The 24,338-nt window shown below is 66.7% G+C and carries 23 protein-coding genes; 6 read left to right on the top strand and 17 right to left on the bottom strand.

Going from position 1 to position 24,338, the window contains the following annotated elements; all coding sequences use genetic code 11:
• Window positions 1-62: 62 nt before the first annotated feature.
• The 6 genes from G7045_RS00335 to sucC form a co-directional block, all read right to left on the bottom strand.
• Window positions 63-1,445, bottom strand: a complete 1,383-nt coding sequence (locus tag G7045_RS00335) for an aminopeptidase P N-terminal domain-containing protein (protein WP_166155717.1) — start codon at window positions 1,443-1,445, stop codon at window positions 63-65.
• A 117-nt stretch (window positions 1,446-1,562) separates the two neighbouring features.
• Window positions 1,563-2,348: an MBL fold metallo-hydrolase gene (locus tag G7045_RS00330; RefSeq protein WP_166155715.1), complete on the bottom strand. Its 786-nt coding sequence runs from the start codon at window positions 2,346-2,348 to the stop codon at window positions 1,563-1,565.
• 24 nt (window positions 2,349-2,372) lie between these two features.
• On the bottom strand, window positions 2,373-3,008 hold the full coding sequence (locus G7045_RS00325; RefSeq protein ID WP_166155712.1) for an FHA domain-containing protein: 636 nt from the start codon (window positions 3,006-3,008) through the stop codon (window positions 2,373-2,375).
• A 46-nt stretch (window positions 3,009-3,054) separates the two neighbouring features.
• On the bottom strand, window positions 3,055-3,870 hold the full coding sequence (locus G7045_RS00320; RefSeq protein ID WP_166155709.1) for a Stp1/IreP family PP2C-type Ser/Thr phosphatase: 816 nt from the start codon (window positions 3,868-3,870) through the stop codon (window positions 3,055-3,057).
• 237 nt (window positions 3,871-4,107) lie between these two features.
• Window positions 4,108-5,004: a succinate--CoA ligase subunit alpha gene (sucD, locus tag G7045_RS00315; RefSeq protein ID WP_166155706.1), complete on the bottom strand. Its 897-nt coding sequence runs from the start codon at window positions 5,002-5,004 to the stop codon at window positions 4,108-4,110.
• Between the two features lie 18 nt (window positions 5,005-5,022).
• The gene (gene sucC, locus G7045_RS00310; protein ID WP_166155703.1) at window positions 5,023-6,183 is read right to left on the bottom strand and encodes an ADP-forming succinate--CoA ligase subunit beta; all 1,161 of its coding nucleotides are present in this window, start codon (window positions 6,181-6,183) and stop codon (window positions 5,023-5,025) included.
• Window positions 6,184-6,371: 188 nt separating this feature from the next.
• Between sucC and argC the strand changes: the two genes are divergently transcribed.
• Window positions 6,372-7,298 carry an N-acetyl-gamma-glutamyl-phosphate reductase gene (gene argC / locus G7045_RS00305; protein ID WP_166155700.1) on the top strand — a complete coding sequence of 309 codons (927 nt, stop codon included), beginning with the start codon at window positions 6,372-6,374 and terminating at the stop codon, window positions 7,296-7,298.
• Window positions 7,299-7,354: 56 nt separating this feature from the next.
• Here argC and G7045_RS00300 read toward each other — a convergent pair whose 3' ends face one another.
• From G7045_RS00300 to G7045_RS00275, 6 genes are all read right to left on the bottom strand, one after another.
• Window positions 7,355-8,278, bottom strand: coding sequence for an amino acid ABC transporter substrate-binding protein (locus G7045_RS00300; RefSeq protein ID WP_166155697.1), 924 nt, complete (start codon window positions 8,276-8,278; stop codon window positions 7,355-7,357).
• On the bottom strand, window positions 8,275-9,615 hold the full coding sequence (locus G7045_RS00295) for a dicarboxylate/amino acid:cation symporter (RefSeq protein WP_166155694.1): 1,341 nt from the start codon (window positions 9,613-9,615) through the stop codon (window positions 8,275-8,277). The genes G7045_RS00300 and G7045_RS00295 overlap by 4 nt, the downstream gene beginning before the upstream one ends.
• Before the next feature lie 27 nt (window positions 9,616-9,642).
• On the bottom strand, window positions 9,643-10,335 hold the full coding sequence (locus tag G7045_RS00290; protein ID WP_166155691.1) for a glutathione S-transferase N-terminal domain-containing protein: 693 nt from the start codon (window positions 10,333-10,335) through the stop codon (window positions 9,643-9,645).
• Window positions 10,336-10,573: 238 nt separating this feature from the next.
• Window positions 10,574-10,954 (bottom strand): VOC family protein, encoded by a 381-nt coding sequence (locus G7045_RS00285; protein ID WP_166155688.1) that lies wholly within the window; start codon window positions 10,952-10,954, stop codon window positions 10,574-10,576.
• An 81-nt stretch (window positions 10,955-11,035) separates the two neighbouring features.
• Complete coding sequence (locus G7045_RS00280; protein ID WP_166155685.1) at window positions 11,036-12,244, bottom strand: Fic family protein; 1,209 nt, start codon at window positions 12,242-12,244, stop codon at window positions 11,036-11,038.
• Window positions 12,245-12,687: 443 nt separating this feature from the next.
• A complete protein-coding gene (locus tag G7045_RS00275; RefSeq protein ID WP_166155682.1) occupies window positions 12,688-15,609 on the bottom strand; it encodes a DNA topoisomerase III in 2,922 nt (973 codons plus the stop codon).
• A gap of 98 nt (window positions 15,610-15,707) precedes the next feature.
• On the opposite strand from G7045_RS00275, the gene G7045_RS00270 reads away from it, so the two are divergent.
• Genes G7045_RS00270 through G7045_RS00260 form a run of 3 tightly spaced genes read left to right on the top strand, consistent with a single transcriptional unit; the run spans window position 15,708 to window position 17,742 of the window.
• The gene (locus tag G7045_RS00270; protein ID WP_166155679.1) at window positions 15,708-16,214 is read left to right on the top strand and encodes an SET domain-containing protein; all 507 of its coding nucleotides are present in this window, start codon (window positions 15,708-15,710) and stop codon (window positions 16,212-16,214) included.
• Window positions 16,211-16,987: a biotin--[acetyl-CoA-carboxylase] ligase gene (locus tag G7045_RS00265; protein ID WP_166155676.1), complete on the top strand. Its 777-nt coding sequence runs from the start codon at window positions 16,211-16,213 to the stop codon at window positions 16,985-16,987. Before G7045_RS00270 ends, G7045_RS00265 begins: the two co-directional genes overlap by 4 nt.
• An 11-nt stretch (window positions 16,988-16,998) precedes the next feature.
• The gene (locus tag G7045_RS00260; protein WP_166155673.1) at window positions 16,999-17,742 is read left to right on the top strand and encodes an SPOR domain-containing protein; all 744 of its coding nucleotides are present in this window, start codon (window positions 16,999-17,001) and stop codon (window positions 17,740-17,742) included.
• Here G7045_RS00260 and G7045_RS00255 read toward each other — a convergent pair.
• The 3 genes from G7045_RS00255 to G7045_RS00245 form a co-directional block, all read right to left on the bottom strand.
• Window positions 17,729-19,174: a sensor histidine kinase gene (locus G7045_RS00255; protein WP_166155670.1), complete on the bottom strand. Its 1,446-nt coding sequence runs from the start codon at window positions 19,172-19,174 to the stop codon at window positions 17,729-17,731. The two genes, G7045_RS00260 and G7045_RS00255, sit on opposite strands and share 14 nt — an antisense overlap.
• A 56-nt stretch (window positions 19,175-19,230) precedes the next feature.
• Complete coding sequence (locus G7045_RS00250) at window positions 19,231-19,905, bottom strand: response regulator transcription factor (protein WP_166155667.1); 675 nt, start codon at window positions 19,903-19,905, stop codon at window positions 19,231-19,233.
• Between the two features lie 69 nt (window positions 19,906-19,974).
• Entirely contained in the window at window positions 19,975-20,469 is a 495-nt protein-coding gene (locus tag G7045_RS00245) for a MarR family winged helix-turn-helix transcriptional regulator (protein WP_166155664.1), read from the bottom strand.
• 144 nt (window positions 20,470-20,613) lie between these two features.
• Between G7045_RS00245 and recA the strand changes: the two genes are divergently transcribed.
• Both recA and recX read left to right on the top strand, forming a co-directional pair.
• A complete protein-coding gene (gene recA / locus G7045_RS00240; RefSeq protein ID WP_166155661.1) occupies window positions 20,614-21,693 on the top strand; it encodes a recombinase RecA in 1,080 nt (359 codons plus the stop codon).
• Between the two features lie 14 nt (window positions 21,694-21,707).
• A complete protein-coding gene (recX, locus tag G7045_RS00235) occupies window positions 21,708-22,169 on the top strand; it encodes a recombination regulator RecX (protein ID WP_166155658.1) in 462 nt (153 codons plus the stop codon).
• Between the two features lie 142 nt (window positions 22,170-22,311).
• On the opposite strand, the gene ssb is transcribed toward recX, so the two are convergent.
• On the bottom strand, window positions 22,312-22,866 hold the full coding sequence (ssb, locus tag G7045_RS00230) for a single-stranded DNA-binding protein (RefSeq protein ID WP_166155655.1): 555 nt from the start codon (window positions 22,864-22,866) through the stop codon (window positions 22,312-22,314).
• Between the two features lie 130 nt (window positions 22,867-22,996).
• Window positions 22,997-24,187 (bottom strand): MFS transporter, encoded by a 1,191-nt coding sequence (locus G7045_RS00225; protein WP_166160304.1) that lies wholly within the window; start codon window positions 24,185-24,187, stop codon window positions 22,997-22,999.
• Between the last annotated feature and the right edge of the window lie 151 nt (window positions 24,188-24,338).

Below are 24,338 nucleotides of genomic sequence, written 5' to 3'. Positions count from 1 at the left end.
CGCCCTTTGACCAGGCGGATGGGAGCCGTCAAAAGATGTGTGCATACACAAGCCCAGCGGGGTCAGGTACGCATCAGGGCTTCGATGTCATCGATGCGCACCGGCACGCCGCGCGTAGTGATCTCGCAGCCATCGGCGGTCACAAACACGTCGTCCTCGATGCGCACGCCCAGGCCGTGAAACTCTGGTGGCACGCCGGGCGCCGGGCGCACGTACAGGCCGGGTTCAATGGTCAGCGCCATGCCCGGCTGCAGGATGCGGCTGGGGCGCTGCAGCAGGGGCTCGCCCGTGCCCGGGTCGGTGTGCGCCTGCGCCTGCTGCAGCTCGCTGGGCTCGGCGTAGCTGCCGCAGTCGTGCACGTCCATGCCCAGCCAGTGGCTGGTGCGGTGCATGTAAAACGGCAGATAGGCGCGCTTTTCGAGCACGTCTTGCGCCGTGCCGACCTGGTTGCCGTCGAGCAGGCGCAGGTCGAGCAGGCCCTGCGCCAGCACCGCCAAGGTGGCCTCGTGCGGATCGTTGAAGCGGGCACCGGGGCGGGTGGCGGCCAGCGCCGCTTCCTGGCTGGCCAGCACCAGTTCGTACAGCGCGCGCTGCGGCCCGGTGAAGCGGCCATCGGCAGGGAAGGTGCGGGTGATGTCGGCAGCGTAGCCGTTGAGCTCGCAGGCGGCGTCGATCAGCACCAGGTCGCCCGCGCGCACCGGGGCGGCGTCGGCGCGGTAGTGCAGCACGCAGGCGTTGGCGCCCGCAGCGACGATGGAGCCGTAGGCCGGCGCCTGCGCGCCGTGGCGGCGAAACTCGTGCAGCAGCTCGGCTTCGAGGTGGTATTCACGCAGGTCCTGGCCGGCGCGCAGCATCCGGCTGCTCGTTTGCATGGCGCGGATATGGGCGCCTGCGCTGATGTGCGCGGCGCGGCGCATCAGCGCCTGCTCGTGCGCGTCTTTGTACAGCCGCATTTCATCGAGCAAGGCGCACAGATCGCCCTGCTGCTGCGGGCACAGCGCGCCCTGGCGCGTGCGGGCGCGCACGGCGCGCAGCCAGCCTTCGAGCTGCGCCGCCAGGCCCTCGTGGGTGGCAAAGGGGTACCAGACTTGCTGCTGGTTCTCCAGCAGGCGCGGCAGGCGGGCATCGAGCTCGGCCACCGAGTGGGCGGCATCGACCCAGAGCACCGCCGGCGCAGCCTCGGGCCCGAGGCGGTAGCCGTCCCAAATCTCACGCTCCAAGTCCTTGGGCTGGCACCACAGGGTGCTGCGCCCGCTGGCATCGAGCAGCAGCCAGGCGTTGGGCTCGGTAAAGCCGGTGAGGTAGTAAAAGTAGCTGTCGTGCCGGTAGGGATGGTCGCTGTCGCGGTTGCGCGGGCGCTCGGGCGCTGTCGGGACGATGGCCACGCCGCCGGGGCCCAAAAGGGCAGCCAGGCGGGCGCGGCGCTGGGCGTAAACAGAGGTCATGGCGGCATGGTACTGCGGCGCAGCGCGCCCCACATGCACCCCATACCCCTCAAGGCCAGAAAAACAAGCCAAAAATGCCTCCAGCGCTTATTTATCAAGCGCTGGCAGCTATTATTTTTATAGCAAAAGTGCATCCACCGTCTGCAGGTCGATGAGGGTGAAGGCGTTTTGCTCCAGCTCTTGCACTTCACGCATGATGCGCTGGCTCTCGCGCGGCTTGGCGTGGGTGATGTAGATCGGAAACGTGGCGCCGACACCGAGGTGCTGCAGTTCGCGCGCCAGGCTCGCGGGCGCCAGGTGGCGACTTATGCGCGCCAGGGCCTGCTCCTGGTTGCTAAACGCCGTCTCGATGAACAGCGCGGCCACGCCGCCAGCGCGCATCAGGGCATGGACGCGCTGCCAAAAAGCGGGCTCTTCGCCGCCCGTGTCGCCGCTATAAATCCACCACCCCTGGCTGCCGCGTGCGGCGTAGCCTACGGCGGGCACGCTGTGACGGGCGGGCAGCACTTCGATGTCAATGCCAGCGAGCTGCAGCTGCTGCCCCACGGCCAGGGGTTGCAGCTGCACAAAGGGCTGCGCCGGCGTGGGCAGGCGGGTGAAGTCGGGCCAGATGGTGTCGTTGAAGATGTGCTGGCGCAGGGCGGCCAGGGTTTCGGGCAGGGCGTAGACCTGCAGCGGGCGCTGGCGGTGCGCGCCCACGGCGTCGAGCATCAGCGGCAGGGCGGCAATGTGGTCGAGGTGGGAGTGGGTCAGCAGCACATGTTCGATGGCGAGCAACTCGTCCATACGCAACTCGCCCACGCCGGTGCCGGCATCGACCAGCAGCTGCTCGCCAAGTAAAAAAGAGGTCGTGCGGCACCCCTGGGCGATGGCCCCGGAGCAACCCAGTACGCGAAGTTTCATGGGCCGCCCCCTGTGCCGCGCCCGTCAGCGTTGCATGAACTGCATCTGCGTGCCGGCCAGATCGAGCAGGTCGCCGCTGTGCAGGGCAATGGGCTCGCCGCCAATGGGTTTGCCGTTGAGCGTCGGGCTTTGCTCGCCGTCCACATGGGTGAGCACATAGCCATGCGGGCGCTTGGTGATCGAGGCCACGGCCACGCCAGGCTTGCCGATGGTGGTGACAATTTTGACCAAATTGACCTCACGCCCCGAGGCCGAACCGGACAGCACCTTGATGTAGGCACTGATGGGCGCCGGCGGCGGCGGCGGACGGTGCACCACGGGCGGCAGCTGGCCGGGTTTGAAAATCATGGTTTTTTCAAAGTCCGGTCGCTGGGCTTCGTTCAAAAAGCGCACCTTGTATTTACCCAGGTCGATGATGTCGCCACTGTGCAGTGCCTGGCGCTTGACGGTATGGCCGTTGATGAACGTGCCATTGGTGCTACCCAGGTCTTCAATTTCGGCCTGCTCGCCGTGCAGGTGCACGGCGGCGTGTTCGCCGCTGATGGCCAGGTTGTCGATAACGACGTCGTTATACGGCCTGCGCCCCAAGGAAGTACGCTCTTTGGTCAACTCGACTTCCTTGATGACAACACCGTCGATCGAGACGATCAATTTGGGCATGGCCAACTCCTGATTTCTAAATTCTATTTTCAATGAATGACAAGGCTCATGCCGCTTTTTTATGCAACAACCGCGAGATCAAGCCCGATTTACTGCGCCCCTGGGTATGGGCTTGCACCAAGACGACGCTGATATTGTCGCGCCCACCCATGGCGTTGGCCGTATCGACCAGGCAGCGGGTTTTTTCTTCCAGGCTATCGGAGCTGTTACTGAGCATGAGCAGTTCGTGGTCGCTGAGCATATCGGACAAACCATCGGAACAAAGCAAGAATAAGTCCAGGGGCTCGACCTGGAATTCGTTGATGTCCAGCAGCGTTTCTTCTTCCACCCCCAGGGCGCGCGTGACCAAATTGCCGTAGCCCGATTGCGCGGCCTCCTCGGGCGTCATCAGCCCGGCGTCGAGCTGCTCTTGCAGCCAGGAATGGTCGCGTGTGAGCTGCTGCAGCTGTCCGGCGCGCAGGCGGTAGCAACGCGAATCGCCCATATGGCCCAAAACCAGACGATCGCCGCCGAATACCGCCACCACCAGCGTCGTGCCCATGCCGGCGCATTGCGGTTGCAGCATGGACGTTTTGAGCACCGCCAGATTGGCCTGCTGCACGCTCTCTTGCAGTGCCTGGCGCACGGCAGCGCTGGCGGGCCGGCCTTGTGCCTGCTCGAGCCAGCGCACCATGGCGTGCTGAGTGACGGAAATGGCCATGCTGCTGGCCACCTCGCCGGCGTTGTAGCCGCCCATGCCATCGGCCAGCAGGGCCAGGCCGTGGGCGGGATCGACGGCCACCGCATCTTCATTGTTCTTGCGCACCCGCCCGCAATCGGTCAGACCGCAAAACTCGTACGACAAACGGGCCACCGAATTCATAGCGCCCTCTTGCCGGCGGCAATCTGCGTTGACGGGGAAATAAAAAAAGGCTGCTGCGTGACCGAGGAATGAAAATCCGCCATGTTCTGCCCTGTTGCGTAGCGCAGCATCATAGACGAGGGCTATTTGAATCGGCATTGAATGGGCCGCCACTGTCTTTTTTGTACCGCAGTGTGACGGCGAAAAAAAACGCCCGCAGCGTTGGCACTGCGGGCGTCGGGGCGGCAAGCACAGGGCTTACTTGAGCTGCGCCTTGAGCAGCTTGCCCAGTTCGGACGGGTTGCGCGTGACGACGAAACCGCACTCTTCCATGATGGCGAGCTTGGCGTCGGCCGTGTCGGCGCCGCCGGAGATCAGCGCGCCGGCGTGGCCCATGCGCTTGCCCGGAGGGGCCGTGACGCCAGCGATGAAGCCGACCACGGGCTTCTTCATATTGGCCTTGCACCACTGCGCGGCTTCGGCTTCGTCGGGGCCGCCGATTTCGCCAATCATGATGACGGCGTCGGTGTCCGGATCGTCGTTGAACGCCTTCATCACGTCGATGTGCTTGAGGCCGTTGATCGGGTCGCCGCCAATGCCCACGGCGCTGGACTGGCCCAGGCCGACTTCGGTCAACATGGCCACGGCTTCATAGGTCAGCGTGCCCGAACGGGACACCACGCCGATGCGGCCCTTGCGGTGGATGTGGCCGGGCATGATGCCGATCTTGATCTCGTCGGGCGTGATCAGGCCCGGGCAGTTGGGGCCCAGCAGCAGGGTGCGCTTGCCGCCAACGGCTTCCTTGGCGCGCATCTTGTTGCGCACTTCGAGCATGTCGCGCACCGGAATGCCTTCGGTGATGCAGATCGCCAGGTCCAGGTCGGCCTCGACGGCTTCCCAGATGGCAGCAGCCGCGCCTGCCGGCGGCACGTAGATCACCGACACGGTGGCGCCGGTCTGCGTTGCCGCTTCCTTGACGGAGCCGTAGATGGGGATGTTGAAGATGGACTCGCCGGCCTTCTTCGGGTTCACGCCGGCCACGAAGCAGTTCTTGCCGTTGGCGTATTCCTGGCACTTCTCAGTGTGGAACTGGCCGGTCTTGCCCGTGATGCCCTGGGTGATGACTTTGGTGTCTTTGTTGATGTAGATCGACATAGGTGTTCTCCGGGCTTCTTACTTGACTTCGGCCACGATCTTGGTGGCGGCTTCGGCCATGGTGTCGGCAGCGATGATGGGCAGGCCCGATTCGGCCAGCATCTTCTTGCCCAGCTCTTCGTTGGTGCCCTTCATGCGCACGACCAGCGGCACGGAAAGGTTCACGGCCTTGCAGGCGGTGATGACGCCGGTGGCGATGGTGTCGCACTTCATGATGCCGCCGAAGATGTTGACCAGGATGCCCTTGACCTTGGGGTTCTTGAGCATGATCTTGAAGGCTTCGGTGACCTTCTCGGGGGTGGCGCCGCCGCCCACGTCGAGGAAGTTGGCCGGCTCGCCGCCAAACAGCTTGATGGTGTCCATGGTGGCCATGGCCAGGCCCGCGCCGTTGACCAGGCAGCCGATGTTGCCGTCCAGGCTGATGTAGGCCAGGTCGAACTTGGAGGCTTCCACTTCGGCCGGGTCTTCTTCGTCCAGATCGCGCAGGGCGACGATCTCGGGGTGGCGGAACAGGGCGTTGGCGTCAAAGTTGAACTTGGCGTCCAGGGCCATCAGGTCGCCCTTGGAATCGCAGTTCAGCGGGTTGATTTCCACCAGCGACGCGTCGGTGTCCATGTAGCACTGGTAGAGCTTGGCGAACAGGTCCACGGCCTGGTCCACCGAGCCGCCGGTCAGGCCGATGGCCGCAGCGATCTTCTTGGACTGGTCGGCGGTGATGCCGGTGAGCGGGTCGATCATCTCGGTGATGATCTTCTCGGGCGTGGAGTGCGCCACTTCCTCGATGTCCATGCCGCCCTCAGACGAAGCGATCAGGGCCACCTTCTGCGTCGCGCGGTCGGTGACCAGCGACACGTAGAGTTCGTTCTTGATGTCGGCGCCGTCTTCGATGTAGAGGCGGCGAACCTTCTGGCCTTCAGGGCCGGTCTGGTGCGTCACCAGCTGCATACCGAGGATTTGCTCGGCCAGCTTCTTGACGTCGTCAATGCTCTTGGCCACCTTCACGCCGCCGCCCTTGCCACGGCCACCGGCGTGGATCTGGGCCTTCACGACCCACACCGGGCCGCCGAGTTTCTGGGCTGCTTCCACGGCTTCTTGCACCGTGAATGCGGGAATGCCGCGCGGAACGGGCACACCAAAATTGCGCAAGATTTCCTTGCCTTGGTATTCGTGAATCTTCATGAGGTCTCTCTCAGGGGAAGGGTGGTACTAACCCGTTGACCCGTTTGCCATGATTGGTTTGTCTGGCCGCGGGCTGGGGACATGGCAGCCGGTGAATGTATCATGCTGCGACGCACCATACCTGTTGTGGAACTTACGACCCCAGCACCGTCGCGGGGTCTCTTTTTTTGCCGATCGGAGGGCCCGCCATGTTCAAAATCTTCATCGACGGCGAGGCCGGCACCACCGGGCTGCAAATCCGCGAACGCCTGCAGTCCATGGGCCACATCGAGCTCGTCAGCATTGACCCGGCGCTGCGCAAAGACGCGCAGGCCAAGCAGGCGCTGATGGCGCAAGTCGATGTCGTCATCCTGTGCCTGCACGACGACGCCGCGCGTGAATCGGTGGCCCTGATCGACGCCCTGCCGGGCAAAAAGCCGCGCCTCATCGACGCCTCCACCGCGCACCGTGTGGCCGATGGCTGGGTCTACGGCTTTGCCGAGCTGCAGGCCGGCCAGGCGCAAGCCATTGCCACCGCCGAGCGCGTGGCCAACCCCGGCTGCTACGCCACGGGCGCGATTGCGCTCTTGCGCCCGCTGATCGACGCCGGCCTGCTGGCGCCGGACATGCCGGTGTCGCTGCCCTCGGTCAGCGGCTACTCGGGCGGCGGACGCCCCATGATCGAAGCCTACGAGGCCGGCCAGGCGCCGCTGTTCGAGAGCTACGCCCTGGGCCTGTCGCACAAGCACATCCCCGAGATCATGCGCTGCACCGGCCTGACGGCGCGCCCACTGTTTTTGCCCTCGGTCGGCAACTTCCGCCAGGGCATGTTGGTGCAATTGCCGCTGCACCTCGATCAGCTGCCGGGCCGCCCCAGCGGCGCCGACCTGCAGGCCGCCTACAGCGCGCACTACGCCCGCAGCAACACGCCGCAGCAGTACGTGCAGGTGCTACCCGCCACGGCAGACGGCAAGCTCGACGCCACCGCCCTGGCCGACACCAACCAACTGGAAATCCGCGTTTTTGCCAACGAGGCAGCGCGCCAGGCCGTGGCAATTGCCCGCCTGGACAACCTGGGTAAGGGCGCCAGCGGCGCTGCGGTGCAGAACCTGCAGCTGATGCTGGGATGGGAATAATTTGCTATTGTTTTTATAGCTGCTAGCGCTTATCTAGCAAGCGCCAGCGGCCTATTTCACTCCACCTGCGCGGCGGCCAGACTGTCGATGATGGCCTGCAGCTGCGCGCTCATGGGCAGGTTCAGACGCTGGCCATCGGGCAGCGGGCGCAGAAACCAGCGTTCGTACTGGCGCTCGATCTCGCCGTCAGCGGCCAGGCTGCGCAGGCGGTCGGTGACGAACTTGGCCAGCTGCGCATCGCCCTTGCGGAACATGAGGGCGTAGGGTTCGTAGGACAGCAGCTCGCCGACCACGGCCAGGCGCTCGCGCGCGCCCGGGGTTTGCGCCACCAGGCCGTGCAGCAGCACGTCGTCGGTGGCAAAGGCGTCGGCCGCGCCGCTGGCTACCTGGGCAAACGCGTCCTGGTGCTCGCGCTGCACCAGCAGCAGGGGCGGCTGCGGCAGGCGCGGGGCGAGTTTTTGCAGCAAGGCGGCGTTGGTCGTGCCCTCGGTCACGGCCACGCTCTTGCCCGCCAAATCGCGCCAGTCGCGGATGCCCGATTTTTTGCGCACCAAGAGGCGCGTGCCAGCAACAAAAATTGTTGGTGAGAACGCCACGGTGCGCTGGCGTGCAACGTTGCTGGTGGTCGAGCCGCATTCGAGGTCGGCGGCGCCGCTCGTAATCGCCTCCTGGCGGGTGGCGGCGGTGACGGGCACCCAGCGAACCGTCAGCGGGCGCTGCACCACCTGCTCCATGCCCTGCACCAGCGCCTGGCACAGCGCGATCGAGTAACCCACGGGCTGGCCCTGCGCGTTCAGGTAGGAAAACGGCACCGAGCTGGTGCGGTACGCCAGGGCCACGCTGCCACTGCTGCGCACCTGCGCCAGCAGGCCGCTCAGGGGCTGGGCGCCAGGGTTGCGGCTGCTGTTCTCGGGGCCGTCCTCGGCCTGCGCGCTGCCCAGGGCGAGCCAGGCGCCCAGGAGAAGAACGGCGGCCTTCATGCCAGATCCGGCCCGGGCACGGGGTGGGCGCGGGCGGCGGCTTCTTCGTCCATGCTGCGCGCGTGTTCGGCAGCCTCCTCCTCAGTCAACAGCTGGCCCTCCCACTTGGCGACGACGGCGCTGGCGATGGAGTTACCCACGGCGTTGGTGGCCGAGCGGCCCATGTCGAGGAAGGTATCGACGCCCAGGATCAGCAGCAGGCCGGCTTCGGGAATGTCGAACTGGTTGAGCGTGGCGGCAATCACCACCAGCGAGGCGCGCGGCACGCCGGCCATGCCCTTGGAGGTGAGCATGAGGATGAGCAGCATGGTGACCTGCGTCGCCAGCGAGAGGTGGATGTCGTAGGCCTGGGCGATGAACAGCGTGGCGAAGGTGCAGTACATCATCGAGCCGTCGAGGTTGAACGAGTAGCCCATGGGCATGACAAAGCTCGAAATTTTGCGCTTGACGCCAAAGCGGTCCAGGCCGTCGAGGATCTTGGGGTAGGCGGCCTCGGAGCTGGCGGTGGCAAAGGAGAGCATGAACGCCTCTTTGATCAGCGCCAGCAGCTTGAAGATGCGCTTGCCCAGAAAGGTAAAGCCTGCCAGCACCAGCAGACCCCAGAGCAGGAACAGGCCGAGGTAGAAGTCACCCATGAAGACGGCAAACTTGAGCAGCACGCCCAGGCCGTTAACGGCCACCGTCGCCGCCATGGCGGCAAACACCGCCAGGGGCGCGAGCTTCATGACGTAGCCGGTGATCTTGAGCATGACGTGCGCCAGCTCCTCGGTCACGGCGATGAGCTGCTTGCCCTTTTCGCCCAGCGCCGCCAGGGCGACGCCAAAGAACATCGAGAACACCACGATCTGCAGGATTTCGTTGTTCGCCATGGCCTCGGCGAAGGACTTGGGCACCAGGTGGTTGACGAATTCCTTGAGCGTGAACTTGGCCGTCGCCAAGTTGGTGGCCGCGCCCACATCGGGCAGCGGCAGGCCCAGGTTGTGCCCCGGCTGCAGCCAGTTGGCCAGCACCAGACCCAGCACCAGCGACACCAGCGAGGCGGTGACGAACCAGGCCATGGCCTTGACGAACACACGCCCGACCGAGGCCGCATCACCCATGTGCGCAATGCCCACCACCAGGGTCGAGAACACCAGCGGCCCGATCAGCATCTTGATCAGGCGCAGGAACACGTCCGAGAGGATGGAGATGTAGCCGGCGATCTCTTTGGCCGCCTGCTTGTCCGGGAACTGCACGAAGATGAAATAGCCCACGCCAATACCAACCAGCATCGCCACCAAAATCAGGTAGGCCGGGGGAATGGTTTTTTTAGGAGGGGTCAAAGAGGTAGCTGCCATGGGCGAAAACCTTGTTGTTGTAATGATTCAAACGGGCATTTGCAGCCCGCGTTGTACGGCCGGGCGCGCCAAAAAGGTGGCCAGGGCGCGCTGCACCTGAGGGAACTCCGCCCAGCCGACCAACTCGCCGGCCGCGTAGTGCGTGACGAGGTTGTTCACCCAGGGGAAGATGGCCATATCGACGATGCTGTAACGCTCGCCCAGCATCCAGGCGCGACCGGCCAGATGCTGTTCGAGCACGCCCAGCAAGCGCCGCGATTCGGCCACGTAGCGATCGCGCGGGCGCTTGTCCTCGTAGTCCTTGCCGGCGTACTTGTGAAAGAAGCCGAGCTGGCCGAACATCGGCCCCAGGCCGCCCACCTGCCACATCAGCCACTGCAGCGCCTGGTAGCGTGCGCTGGCCTCGGTGGGCAGGAATTGGCCGGTTTTCTCGGCCAGGTAGAGCAAGATCGCGCCCGACTCGAACAGCGCCAGCGGCGCGCCGCCAGGGCCGTGCGGATCGAGGATCGCCGGGATCTTGTTGTTCGGGTTGAGCGCCAAGAATGCCGGAAGGAACTGTTCGCCCCGCTCAAAGCTGATGCGGTGCGCCTCGTAAGGCAGCTGCATTTCTTCGAGCGCAATCGACACCTTCACGCCGTTGGGCGTGGGCAGGGAGTACAGCTGCAGACGGTCGGGGTGGCGCGCGGGCCACTGGGCGGTAATCGGGTGGTTCAGTGCCATGTGCTCCTCCACGCGCGGTACGCAGTCAAGCCAGGTGCGCCCCCAGGGCGCCAGCCACCGCTGCCGATGGCCTGCAAACACTGGGGAAAGGGCCGATTGTGCGCTCGGATGTATTCCCACATTTTTCGTTATTTCCTAGTGGAAATACGCACAATCGCGCCGTTCAAAGCCCCACCATCACGCCAAATGCGCGCCCAGCGCCCATTGTTCTGGCAGTTGCATCAAAACCATCCCGTGTTCACGCCGGGCGGTAGGTCAGGCACAGCTTGTTGCCTGCCGGGTCGCGCAGGTAGGCCAGGTACAGGCGCATGCCATTGCCCAACTCGCGCCAGCCCGGCGGGTTTTCGCAGCTCACGCCCCCGGCGGCCACGCCCGCAGCGTGGGCGGCATCCACCTGCTCGGGCGAGGTGGCCGCAAAACCCAGCGTGCTGCCATTGCCATGGCAGGCCGCTTCGCCGTTGATGGGCAGCGTGATGCCGAAATTGCCGCCCGCGCTGCGGTAGAAATACCGGCTCTTGTTGGCCACCCCCGGGGCATGGCCCAAGGCGCCCAAAAGAGCGTCGTAGAACTGCCGGGATTGTTCAAGGTCCCTGGCTCCCAGCATCACATGGCTGAACATGGTGTGTTGATCTCCTGAAAAATGTGCCGCCTCGGGTGTGGCGGGGGTGCGTATCGTAGTCTGGGGTGGTGGGTGGATGTTTTATTCGATCGTCGGCTGCGTCCACCCCGGCACCGCAATCGCATAGCGCGTGGCCCGGCCCTGGCCGCTGACCTGCAGCAGGCCCTTGGCTGCCAGATCGGCCAAATCCCGCGTGGCCGTGGGCTTGCTGGTGCCGGTCAGCTTGGTGTATTTGTCGGCCGTCAACCCGCCCATGAAGCCGCCTCCCAGTTCCACACTGCCGACGGCCAACAGGCGCTCGAGCACCTTGGCCTGGCGTGGGCTCACCCCGGCCTGCAGTATGCGACTGCGAAACGCCGCCTTGTCCACCGCCTGCCGCACCACGGCCTGGGATGCGCTGCAGCCCTGCGCAAAGGAGTGCACAAACCACAGCACCCAGGCCGTCACGTCCGTGCTGCCGCGCTGCGCGGCGTTGAGTGCGTCGTAGTACTCACCGCGCCGCACCCACATGCGCCGCGCCATGCCAAAAATGGGCGCCACCAGGTGCTGCAACGTGGTGCCATGGGATACCCCATCCTGCACCAGCGCCATGTCTGCCAACGCGCGGCCCAGGCGGCCATTGCCGTCTTCAAACGGGTGCACCGTCTCAAACCACAGGTGCGCCAACGCTGCACGCACCAACCCGTTCAACGCCCCCTGGTCACCTGTCGGTCGGGTGGACTCGAACCAGTCGATCAAGTGCGCCATCTCCCCCGCCACCTGGCGCGACGGTGGTGCCTCGTAATGCACGACCTCACGCCCCAGCGGGCCGCAGACGATCTGCATGGGGTCTTCGTGGTCGCGCCAGCGCCCTACAGCAATGCGCTGAATGCCCGAGGTGCCGCCTGGAAACAGCGCCGACTGCCAACGCCACAACCGATCAGCGTCCAGCGGTGCGGTGCAACGCTCCACGGCATCTTGCATCACGTCCATCAGACCTTCGACCGAGCGGTCTGCCGCAGCCGTGCCGGTGTCATCCAGCCCCAGGCGGCGCGCCACGGACGAGCGCACCACCGCCAGGTCAAAACGCTGCCCCTCGATCTGGGCCGTGGCCAGCGCCTCCTGCACCCACAGCTCGCGCGCCACATCCTGCGCAGGCACCAGGCCAATGGCATCCAGCAGGCCCAGCAGCTTGCCTTGCTCCAGCCGCGCCGACTCCAGCGCGGGCGTCAAGGCGGCAGCATCGACGTGCAGAGCGGGCCAGCCGGGTTGCTGCCAGAGGTAACGACGGGGAGTGGGGGATGTTGGCATGAGCCGTATTATGAAATATACGGCTCAACATTTGATCCGAAAATCCATCGCGAATCGGCAAAACCCTTATCAACCCCGGTCATTGACAGCATAGGTATCTACACAGCTTGCCGGGCCCGCAAGCACGTGACGGCTGCAGCTCCCCTCCCCCCTCGTGGGCTTGTGTATGCACACATCTTTTGACGGCTCCCATCCGCCTGGTCAAAGGGCGGTTTTTGCTCCCCTCCCCCCTCGCGGGGGAGGGGCCGGGGGAGAGGGGGCGCTGGCAGCACCTTGCCTATTCACCCCTCTCCCCAACCCTCTCCCGCAAGGGGAGGGGGCGTGAAAGCCCGCACCAGATAAGCGTGGGGTGCTATCAAAATTGCCGTGCAGATACCAATGCATTGACAGGCAAGCTTACTGCCCCCCGCCGCCAGACGCCCTCCCAGGCGGCGGCGCAGGCCTCAGCCCAAATGCCCCCCCAGCGCCCCCGCCAGGCCGAACATGCCGATGCGGTCCTGCCCCAGCACGGCGCGCAGCTTGTCGTCGGCAACGATCTGGCGCTTGTCCTGCGGGTCTTGCAGGTTGTGGGCGCGGATGTATTCCCAGAGTTTTTTCACCGCCTCGGGGCGGGTCACCGGCGCATCGCCAATCACTGCAGCCAATGCCGGGCTGGGCGTTTTGCCGGTGGCGGTGCTGGGCTTGCGGGTGGCCTTTTTTGCCGGGGCTTTTTTGGCTGCAGCGCCCGCCCCTGCTGCGCGAGCAGCTCCTGTTTTTGTAGCTACTGTCTTGCGCGCCGGGTATTTGCTCTCGCGCTGCTCGAACTCAAAGCCGACCTTGCCGGCCTCCTTGTCCCACACCAGGTGGGCCTTGAAGGCGCGGCGCGTGCGGTTGGAGATGAATTTGTCGAGCAGATCGGTCTTGCCGGTGGCGAGCAGCTTTTGCATCTGCTCGCGCGCTATCGGCTGCTGCAGGATGATCTGGCCACTCTTGAAGTTGCAACTGGGCGTGGGCTGCTCCGCCGTGGGCACGGCGCGGCTGCAGACGTAGTTGCTGCCGTGCGCGTGCACCGGGCTGCCGCAGGCCGGGCAGGGGCCCAGGCTGGCGTCGGTAAAGGCCACCAGCTCGCCCGATTCCTCGGCGTTTTTGTCGTCGCCAAAGTCGAATTCGAGCTTGAAGCGGCCGGGGGCCTCGTCGTCCTGCACGATGGCGACCTCTGCCGTGAACGGCCAGCCGGCCTTGGAGCGAAAGCCCTCCAGCGGGCCGATGCGGCGCTGGCGCAGGAGCTCTTCGGCCTCTGCCGTTTCAAAGGTGCGGCCTGCGGGCGATTTGCCAAACGAGAAGCCACACCCTTCACCGGAGCCACCCGCGTCGGCTGGTCGGCCGACGCAGGCATATCTGCGGTAGTTTTCCTTGACCACACCGCCGCAGTTCGGGCAGGGGCTGGCGAGCTGGGCGTAGTCGCCGGGGATGGTGTCGCGGTCGTATTCCTTGGCTTTCTTCACCATGCGCTCGGTCATGGCGGCAATCTGCTGCATGAAGGCGGCGCGCGAGAGCTGGCCTTTTTCCATCTGCGCCAGTTTGTATTCCCACTCGCCGGTGAGCTCGGCCTTGCACAGCTCGTTCACCTCCAGGCCGCGCAACAGCGTCATCAGTTGGAAGGCCTTGGCCGTGGGGATGATTTCGCGGCCCTCGCGCAGCATGTATTTTTCCGTCAGCAGCCCTTCGATGATGGCCGCGCGCGTGGCAGGCGTCCCCAGGCCTTTCTCCTGCATGGCGCTGCGCAGCTCCTCGTCGTCGATCTGCTTGCCGGCGCTCTCCATGGCGCCCAGCAGCGTGGCTTCGCTGTAGCGCGCCGGTGGCTTGGTTTTCAGGCCCTTGGGGTGGACCTGCTCGGCCAGCGGGCGCTCGCCGGGCTGCACGGCCACCAGCGGCTGGCCTTTTTCCCCATTTTTTTCGCCAGCCTTGCCGTCCTCGGACTCAAGCGCCGCTTCCTTGCCGTAAATCGCCAGCCAGCCGGGCTTGACCAATACCTTGCCTTCGGTCTTGAAGCTGTGCTGCTCGATCTTGGAAATGCGCGTGGTGATCTGGTACTCGGCATTGGGGAAGAACACCGCCAGAAAGCGCCGCACCACCAGGTCGTAGAGCTTTTGCTCGGCCTCACTCAGGCCATGCGGCGCCTGCGTGGTGGGGATGATGGCGAAGTGGTCCGACACCTTGCTGTTGTCGAACACGCGCTTGGTGGGCCGCACATAGTTGCCCTCCAGCGCCTGGCGCGCAAACGGCGCCAGGTGGGCCATGCCCGAGTCGGCGAGCATCTCGCAGGTCTGGCGCGCCACGCCGATGTAGTCCTCGGGCAGGGCGCGCGAATCGGTACGCGGGTAGGTCAGCGCCTTGTGCTTTTCGTACAGCGCCTGGGCAATCGACAGCGTGGTCTTGGCGGAAAAACCAAACTTGCCGTTGGCCTCGCGCTGCAGGCTGGTCAGGTCAAACAGCAGCGGGCTGGCCTGGGTGCTGGGCTTGGCTTCTTCGGTGACGGTGGCAGGCTTGCCGCGCACGGCGTCGGCAATCTGCTGCGCCGCTTGGGCGTTCCACAGGCGGTCGGCGCGGGCCTCGGGGTCGTCGCTTTTCTTCCATTGCGGGTCGAACCACTTGCCCAGGTAGTCGCCGGCCTGCGCGGCGAAGCTGCCGTGGATTTCCCAGTAGTCGCGGCTCTTGAAGGCACGGATTTTTTCCTCGCGCTCGACGACGAGCGACAGCGTGGGCGTCTGCACCCGGCCCACGGTGGTCAGAAAGAACCCCCCGCCCTGCGAGTTGAACGCCGTCATGGCGCGCGTGCCGTTGATGCCGACCAGCCAATCGGCCTCGCTGCGGCTGCGCGCAGCGTCGGCCAGGCCCTGCATCTGCGCGTCGCTGCGCAGCTGGCCAAAGCCGTCACGGATGGCCTGCGGCGTCATGCTCTGCAGCCACAGGCGCTGCACGGGCTTGCCCAAACCGCCCTTGGCGCCGCCGGCGTACTGCTCGATCAAGCGGAAGATCAGCTCGCCCTCGCGCCCCGCGTCGCAGGCGTTGATGAGCGCCGTCACGTCCTTGCGCTTGGCCTGCTTGACCACGGCGGCCAGGCGGCTCTTGGTTTTATCGACCGGCTTCAAGTCGAAGTGCGGCGGGATCACGGGCAGGTGGGCAAAGCTCCACTTGCCGCGTTTGACGTCGTACTGCTCGGGCGCCTGGATCTCCACCAGGTGGCCGACGGCGCTGGTGACGACGTAGCGCTCGCTCTCGAAGTGGTCTTCGTGCTTGTCGAACTTGCCCGCCACGGGCGTGAGGGCGCGCACGATGTCTTGCGCGACCGAGGGTTTTTCTGCGATGACGAGGGTTTTGCTCATGGGGAATGTCTGCCTGCCTGGGTGGGCGCTTTTAGAATCCGGGGCCTTGCGCGCGCACGCGCACGTATGCCTATTAAAGTAGCAGAGTTTTTCCCGCCATGCCCCGCAATACCCTCCCTTCTTCCTCGGGCCGCCGCCTGCAGGTACGCCGTTCGGGCGTGCACGGGCGCGGCGTGTTCGCACTGCAGGACATCGCCGAGGGCGAGGTGCTGATCGAGTACGTCGGTGAAGTCATCTCCTGGGACGAGGCGCAGCGGCGCCACCCGCATGACCCGAGCCAGCCCAACCACACCTTCTACTTCCACGTCGATGAAGACCGGGTGATCGACGCCAGCGTTGGCGGCAATTCGGCGCGCTGGATCAACCACAGCTGCGATCCGAACTGCTGGGCCGACGAGCAGGACGGGCGCATCTTCATCACCGCGCGCCGCGCCATCGCCGCCGGCGAGGAGCTGAACTACGACTACGGCCTGATCATCGAAGAGCGCTACACGAAAAAGCTCAAGGCCGAGTACCCCTGCCACTGCGCCAGCGCCCAATGCCGGGGCACGCTGCTGGCGCCCAAGCGCGGCTGGAGCCCGCCCGGCCCCCGGGAGGCGCCATGAACAGCGCGCAGCCGCCCTGGCCGCTGGAGGCGCTGTGGCAGCAGCTCGATGTGCTCTGGCCGGGCCTGAGCGTGGAGCTGCTGCCCGAGGTCGATTCGAGCAACACCGAGCTCATGCGCCGCGCGCGCGCCGGCTGGCACGAGCCGCTGCTGCTGATCGCCGAGCGCCAAAGCGCGGGCCGGGGCCGCCTGGGCAAAAGCTGGAGCAGCCAGCCGGGGCAGGCGCTGACCTTCTCCCTGGGCCTGCCGCTGGCGCCGCGCGACTGGTCGGGGCTGTCGCTGGCCGTGGGCCTGGCGCTGGCCGAGAGCCTGCACCCGGCGGTGCAAATCAAGTGGCCCAATGATCTGTGGCTGGACGGCGCGCGCAAGCTCTGCGGCATCCTGATCGAAACCGCCAGCAGCGCCGGCAGCGACGCCGCCGAGCGCTACTGCGTCATCGGCGTGGGCCTGAACATCCACTGCCCGCCCGGCGCCGACCTGGCCACCCCGGCAGCCAGCCTGCAAGAGCTGCTGCCCGGCAGCGACGCCGGCAGCGCCCTGCTGCGCCTGGCGCCGGCCCTGCTGCAAGCCGTGCAAACCTTTGCCCAGCAGGGCTTTGCCCCGCTGCAGCCGCGCTTTGCCGCGCGCGACCTGCTGCGCGCGCGCAATGTGCGCCTGAGCGATGGCCGCCAGGCCTGGTGCGAAGGCGTGGCCGCCGATGGCGCGCTGCTGCTGCGCGACGGCGCCGGCCTGCAGGCGCTCACCAGCGCCAGCGTCAGCGTGCGCCCGATGTAAAGTCCCGCCCCATGCTGCGTTTGCTCGTTCTTCTCCTGCTGCTGGCCAACGCCGGCTACTACACCTGGCGCCAGGGCCTGCTGCAGCCCTGGGGGCTGGCGCCCGCCAGCCAGTCCGAGCCCGAACGCCTGCAGCAGCAGCTGCACCCCGAGGCCTTGCGCCTGCTGCCCAGCGGCAGCACCCTTCCAGCAACGCCACCCGCAGCGCCACCCGCCCCGATGCAGGCTGAAGCCCCGGTGGAGCCGGCCACGCCCCACCCCACATCCACACCTGCCCCCCCGGTCACGGCGCACGCCCCCAGCCCCCCACCCGAGCCCACGCAATGCCTGCAGGCCGGCAGCTTCGACGAGCGCCAGGCCGCTGCCCTGCGCCAGGCCGCCGCCAGCCTGCCGGCGGGCAGCTGGCAGCTCGAAGCGAGCACCCAAAGCGGGCGCTGGATGGTGTACATGGGGCGCTTTCCCGATACCGACGTGGTGGACAAGAAACGCGGCGAGCTGCGCGCCCTGGGCATCGCCTTCGACCGCCCCGGCGCCACCTGGGAGCCCGGCCTGTCGCTGGGGCGCTATTCGAACGAAGAGCGCGCCGAAGTCGCACTCAAGGACCTGGCCCGCCAAGGCGTACGCACGGCGCGCGTGGTGCAAGAGCGCCCCGAGACGCGCCTGTACCAGCTGCGCCTGCCGGCCGTGACGGCGGCGCAGCGCCAGCAGCTCGCCACCAGCCTGCCGCTGGCGGGCAAGCCGCTCAAGCCTTGTTGAGCGGCGCCTCGCGGCTGCACGGAAAGCGCACGCTGAACAGGGCCCCGGGCGGCTGCTGGCCGGCGCGGGCGTCTTCGATCAGCACCTCGGCGCTGTGCTGGCGGGCGATTTCCATGACGATGGGCAGGCCCAGGCCGGAGCCGTCGGCCTCGGTGCCCAGGGCGCGGTAAAAGGGCTCGAAGATGAGCGCGCGCTCGGCCTCGGGCACGCCCGGGCCCGAGTCTTCCACCTGCAGCAGCACCACGCGGCTGAAGCGGTCGTCGAGCACGCGCGCCGTCACCATGCCGCCCTGGGGCGTGTAGTTGATGGCGTTGTCCACCAGGTTGCGCGCCAGCTCCTTGAGCAAGGTCGGGTTGCCATCGACCCAAACGCCGCTGGCCCCGGGCGCCACGCCGTCGTAGCCCAGGTCGATGCGCTTGTCCATGGCGCGCGGCACGCTGTCGCTGACGGTGTCCATGACGATCTCGGCCAGGTCGCAGGGCTGGTGCGCCAGCACGGTGGCGCTGCCCTCGGCACGCGCCAGCGCCAGCAGCTGGTTGACGGTGTGCGTGGCGCGGATGCTCGAACGCCCGATGTGCTGCAGCGAGCGTTTGAGCTCCTCGGTGCTCGTGCCCTCGCGCTGCGCCAGGTCGGCCTGCATCCGCAGGCCCGCCAGCGGCGTCTTGAGCTGGTGCGCGGCGTCGGCCAGGAAGCGCTTTTGCGTCGCCATCGAGTCGCCCAGGCGGCGCAGCAGGTCGTTGACGGAATCCACCAGCGGCGCCACCTCCAGCGGCACGGCCTTGTGATCGAGCGGCGAGAGGTCGTCCGGGCGGCGCGCGCGGATACGCTCTTCGAGCTGACTGAGCGGCTGGATGCCGCGCGCCAGCGCCAGCCACACCAGCAGCACCGCCAGCGGCAAGATGACGAACTGCGGCAGCATCACGCCCTTGATGATCTCGGTGGCCAACATGCTGCGCTTCTCGCGCGTCTCGGCCACCTGCACCAGCGCCAGCGGCTCGCCCGGCAGCGGCAGGCGCACCCAGATGGCGGCCACGCGCAGATCGACGCCGCGCAGCTCGGCATCGCGCAGGCGCACCTCGCTGGTCTGCGGCGGTGCGTCCTGCGGCGGGCGCGGCAGCTCGCGCTCGCCCGAGAGCAGGCCGCCGCTGGGGCCGAGCACCTGGTAGTAGACGATGTCGGACTCATCGGCACGCAGGATCTCGCTGGCCGGCTGCGGCAGGTTGAACTGCACGCGCCCGCGCTGCACCGTGATGAGCTGGGCCAGGGCGTGGGCGTTGTACTCCAGCGCGCGGTCAAACGGCTTGTTCGCCAGGTTCTGCGCCACCAGCCAGGTCAGCGCCAGGCTGACGGGCCACAAGAGCAGCAGCGGCGTCAGCATCCAGTCGAGGATTTCGCCAAACAGGGAGCGCTGCTCGCGCTGAAAGAGTTTCAATGTTTTGGCCTCTAGCGCTTATCAGGCAAGCGTGAGTAGCTACCAAATTAATAGCATTAACCCGGAATTTTTTCCAGGCAGTAACCCAGGCCGCGCACGGTGGCGATGCGGATCGGGCCTTTCTCGATCTTTTTGCGCAGGCGGTGGATATAGACCTCGATGGCGTTGTTGCTCACCTCCTCGCCCCACTCGCACAGGCGCTCGACGAGCTGGTCTTTGCTCACCAGGCGGCCCGCGCGCTGCAGCAGCACTTCGAGCAGGCCGAGCTCGCGCGCCGAGAGCTCGACCATCTTGCCGTCGATGGTGGCCACGCGCCCGGCCTGGTCGTACACCAGCGGGCCGTGCTTGATGGTGGCGCTGGTGGCGCCCATGCCCCGGCGCGTGAGAGCGCGCACGCGCGCTTCGAGCTCCTGCAGACTGAACGGCTTGGCCATGTAGTCGTCGGCGCCGTAATCGAGGCCCTTGACGCGCTCGTCCACGCTGTCGGCGGCGGTAAGGATGAGCACCGGCAGCGCCGAGCCGCGCCCGCGCAGGCGCTTCAAGACCTCCAGGCCGTGCATCTTGGGCAGGCCCAGGTCGAGGATGAGCAGATCAAATTCGTGCGCGGTGGTCAGGGCGGTATCGGCCTCGCTGCCGCTGGCGACGTGATCGACCACCGCGCCCGAAGCACGCAAGGTGCGCAGCAGCCCGTCGGCCAGCACCTGGTCGTCTTCGGCAATGAGGATGCGCATGGGGTGTCTCCTGGTATCTATTTGTTTGATGCTCGATTTTAGGTGGCTGCCGGGGGGGCGCAGCGCCATTTAGCCGCTGGCGTACACCTCCAGCCCGAGGGCCACGACGGTGGCCACCTCGGCCCCCACCTCGGCGCGAAACTCGCTCTCCGCCTGCGCCAGCGCGCGCGCAAACGCCTGGCGCCACTCCAGCCCCAACGGCGTGAAGCACACCCGGCGCGCGCGCGCATCCTGCGGGTCGGGCGCGCGCGTGACCAGGCCCCAGGCCAGGCATTGCTCGATCACATCGGCCATGGCCTGCTTGCTCATGCCCGCGCGCTGCGCCAGCACCGTGGGCCTGTCCCCAGCGAGCGACAAATGGCGCGTGATGTGCACATGCGCAGCGCTGACCTGGTCACGCGCCGCCAGGTTCGACAGCGCCAGCGGCACCTGCGCATCGTGCGCCATGAGCTGCAGCACGCGGGCATCAAAACGGCGCAGCGCGTGGCCGAGGAGATAGCCCAGGTGGGTGGCACGCCAAGCCTCAGGGGACGACGCCGGGAACGGGAAGGAGGATGAATCCATGGGGGCATATTGTCAGTCAAACTGACTAAAAAATCACTTCCCGTTAAAATACAACCCTTCTAAACTACTGTTCAAGCGTACAGGCTGTGCATCAAAACAGTCTTGGCGCCCCCATCTACTATGGCCACCAAGAGGAGCAATTCCATGGACGCACCCGTCAAGACCGCCGCCCCCGCTGAGCAGAGCGAAAAAGCCAAGGCCCTGCAGGCCGCGCTGGCGCAAATCGAAAAGCAGTTCGGCAAAGGCACCATCATGCGCCTGGGCGAGGGCGAGCAGATCGAGGACATCCAGGTCGTCTCCACCGGCTCGCTGGGCCTGGACATCGCCCTGGGCGTGGGCGGCCTGCCGCGCGGGCGCGTGATCGAAATTTATGGCCCCGAGTCCTCGGGCAAGACCACGCTCACGCTGCAGGTCATTGCCGAGATGCAAAAGCTCGGCGGCACCTGCGCCTTCATCGACGCCGAGCACGCCCTCGATACCAGCTACGCGCAAAAGCTCGGCGTCAACCTGCCGGACATCCTCATCAGCCAGCCCGACACCGGCGAGCAGGCGCTGGAGATTGTTGACAGCCTGGTGCGCTCGGGTGCGGTCGATCTGATCGTCGTGGACTCGGTCGCCGCCCTCACGCCCAAGGCCGAAATCGAGGGCGACATGGGCGACCAGCTGCCCGGCCTGCAAGCGCGCCTGATGAGCCAGGCGCTGCGCAAGCTCACCGCCACCATCAAAAAGACCAACTGCACGGTCATCTTCATCAACCAGATTCGCATGAAGATCGGCGTCATGTTCGGCAGCCCCGAGACGACCACGGGCGGCAACGCGCTCAAGTTCTACGCCTCGGTGCGCCTCGATATCCGCCGCACCGGCACCATCAAAAAGGGCGACGAGCCCATCGGCAACGAAACCAAGGTCAAGGTCGTCAAGAACAAGGTCAGCCCGCCGTTCAAGACCGCCGAATTCGACATCCTGTTCGGCGCCGGCATCTCGCGCGAGGGCGAAATCATCGACATGGGCGTCACGGCCAAAATCCTCGACAAGAGCGGCGCCTGGTACGCCTACAACGGCGAAAAAATTGGCCAGGGCCGCGACAACGCACGCGAGTTCCTGCGCGAGAACCCGCAGCTGGCGCTGGAGATAGAAAACAAGGTGCGCGAGAGCCTGGGCATTGCCCTGCGCCCGGCCAGCGCCGACGCCCCGGCCCCCGCTGCCGACGCCGACGCCGCCTGAGCACCCACGCAGCCATGGCCGGCCCCACCCCCTCGCTCAAAGGCCGGGCGCTGCGCCTGCTGGCGCAGCGCGAGCACTCGCGCGCCGAGCTGCAAGCCAAGCTCGCGCGCCACGTACAAGAGGGCGAAGATCTGGCCGCCGTACTCGATGCGCTGCAGGCCCAGGACTTCATCAACGAGGCGCGGGTGGCCGAGTCGCTCATCCACCGCCGCGCCCCGCGCCTGGGCACGCAGCGCCTGCTGCACGAGCTGCGGCGCAAAGGGCTGAGCGAAGAACTGGTGCGCGCCCAGGCCGAGGGTCTGCGCGCCAGCGAATACGAGCGCGCCCAGGCCGTGTGGGCGCAGCGCTTTGGCCAGCCCCCGAGCACGCCAGCGGAGCAGGCACGGCAGATGCGCTTTTTGGCCGCGCGCGGCTTTAGCGCCGACGTGGTGCGCCGCCTGCTGCGCAACCACGGCGCCGCCGAGGATGGGGCATAGGCCCTGCCTCAAAAAACAAGTAAAAATGGCCGCTAACGCTTATCCAGAGTGCGCGAGCAGCTATAAAAACAATAGCAAACAATCCCCAAAAAAACGGGCGCCCTAGGCGCCCGTTGATTCATCCAGCAGAGGCAAGGCTGCCTCAGAACGGAATGTCGTCGTCCATGCCGTCAAAGTCCGCCGAAGCACGCGGCGGCGGCGCCATGGGCGCGGGGGCCGGGCGGGCCGCCGGGGCGGCAGGCGCCGGGCGCGGCGGCTGCTGCGGCTGCACCGGCGCGGCGCGGCGCGGGGCCTCGTAGCTGCTCTCGCCGTAGCCATCATCGCCGCCGTAGCCGCCCTGGCCACCGCCTTGGCCCGCACCCTGGCGGCTGCCCAGCATCTGCATGGTGTCGGCACGGATTTCGGTGCTGTACTTTTCTACGCCGCTTTGATCGGTCCACTTGCGCGTGCGCAGGCTGCCTTCGACGTACACCTGGCTGCCCTTGCGCAGGTACTGGCCGACGATCTCCGCCAGGCGGCCATTGAAGACCACGCGGTGCCACTCGGTGGCCTCCTTGTTCTCGCCGGTGTTCTTGTCGCGCCAGCGGTCGGTGGTGGCGATGGTGACGTTGGCGACCTGGTCGCCGCTGGGGAAGGTGCGCATCTCGGGGTCGCGCCCGAGGTTGCCAACGATGATGACCTTGTTCACGGATGCCATAAAAATTCCTTAGGGGTAGCCCGGACGGCAGGGGAGAGTTTCCGGGCCAGATGGAGAAATGCCATGCCGCACCCTGCGCGGCAGCAGGTGCGCAGCATAGCCGCATTGCAACGCCCCGGCATCGGGGCGATTACACAGGTTCATGCCCGGCGCCGCGCGCCACCGGTTGCAGCGGCCAGGTCAGCGCCAGCCAGGCCAGCGCCAGCAGCGTGGTGGCGGCAAACAGGCCACCCGCGCCACCCCAGTGCACCAGCGCACCGCCCAGGGCACCGCCGGCAAACAGGCCCAGCGACTGCAAAGTGTTGTACGCCCCCAACGCCGCGCCGCGCAGGCTTGCCGGCGCCATGCGCGAGACCAGGCTCGGCTGCGTCGCCTCCAGCATGTTGAAGCCGCAAAAAAACACGAACAGCAGGCCGCCCAGCCCCCACAGCGACGGCGCCGCCCCCAGAGCGGCCCACAGCCCCAGCGCCAGCTGCACCAGGGCCACCAGGCCAATCGACAGCAGCAGCGCCGCGCGCAGGCGCCCGCGCCGCTCCATGCCAAAGAGCCCCCCCATGGCGACGATGGCCAGCAGCAGCGCCGGCAGGTACACCTGCCAGTGCAGCGCCTTGGGCAGGCCCGCCTGCACCAGCAGCGCCGGCACCGCCACCCACATTGCCATCTGGATGCTGTGCAGCGCGAACACGCCCAGGTTCAGGCGCCGCAGGTCGGCATGGCGCCAGACCTGCGCCAGGCTGGCGCGCGCGTCCGTGGGGGGCTGGCGCTGCTCGGGCGGCACCACCCACAGCACCAGGGCCACGCCGCCGAGCGCCAGCGCCATGGTGACGAAAAACAGGCCCGACAGGCCGATGTGCGCCGTCAGGAACGGCGCCGCCACCAGGGCGACGGCAAACATCAGGCCGATGCTGATACCCACCAGCGCCATGGCCTTGGTGCGCACCAGCTCACGCGTCTGGTCGGCCAGCAGCGCCGTCACCGCTGCCGACACGGCGCCCGCGCCCTGCAGCGCCCGGCCCACGAGCAGGCCCATGACCGAGTCCGCCAGCGCCGCCACCAGGCTGCCAGCGGCAAACACCAGCATCCCGAGCACGATCACGCGCTTGCGCCCCCAGCGGTCCGAGGCCAGGCCCAGCGGCAGCTGCAGCAGCGCCTGCGTCAGGCCGTACATGCCCATGGCCAGCCCGACCAGGGCCGCGTCGTCCCCTCCGGGGTATTTGCCGGCCTCCAGCATGAACACCGGCAGCACCAGGAACAGGCCCAACATGCGCATGGCAAAAATCGCCGCCAGACCGAAGCTGGAGCGGCGCTCGGCGGGCGTCATGCGGGCAGCAGGGGCGGTGGGGGGAATGGGTGGGGCGGCAGGAAAAGCGGTATCGGACACGGCAGCGAACCTGGGGAAGTCGGGCAAAAGCGATATTTTGGCCCAGGGTGGGTTTTCCCGGGCGCAGCGGGGCTGACGCGCGCGCCGGCAG

It is taken from the genome of Acidovorax sp. HDW3, assembly GCF_011303755.1.
GTDB lineage: Bacteria > Pseudomonadota > Gammaproteobacteria > Burkholderiales > Burkholderiaceae_C > Paenacidovorax.
Note: the sequence above shows the minus strand (reverse complement) of the source record. Positions and strands in the feature narration are given on the sequence as shown.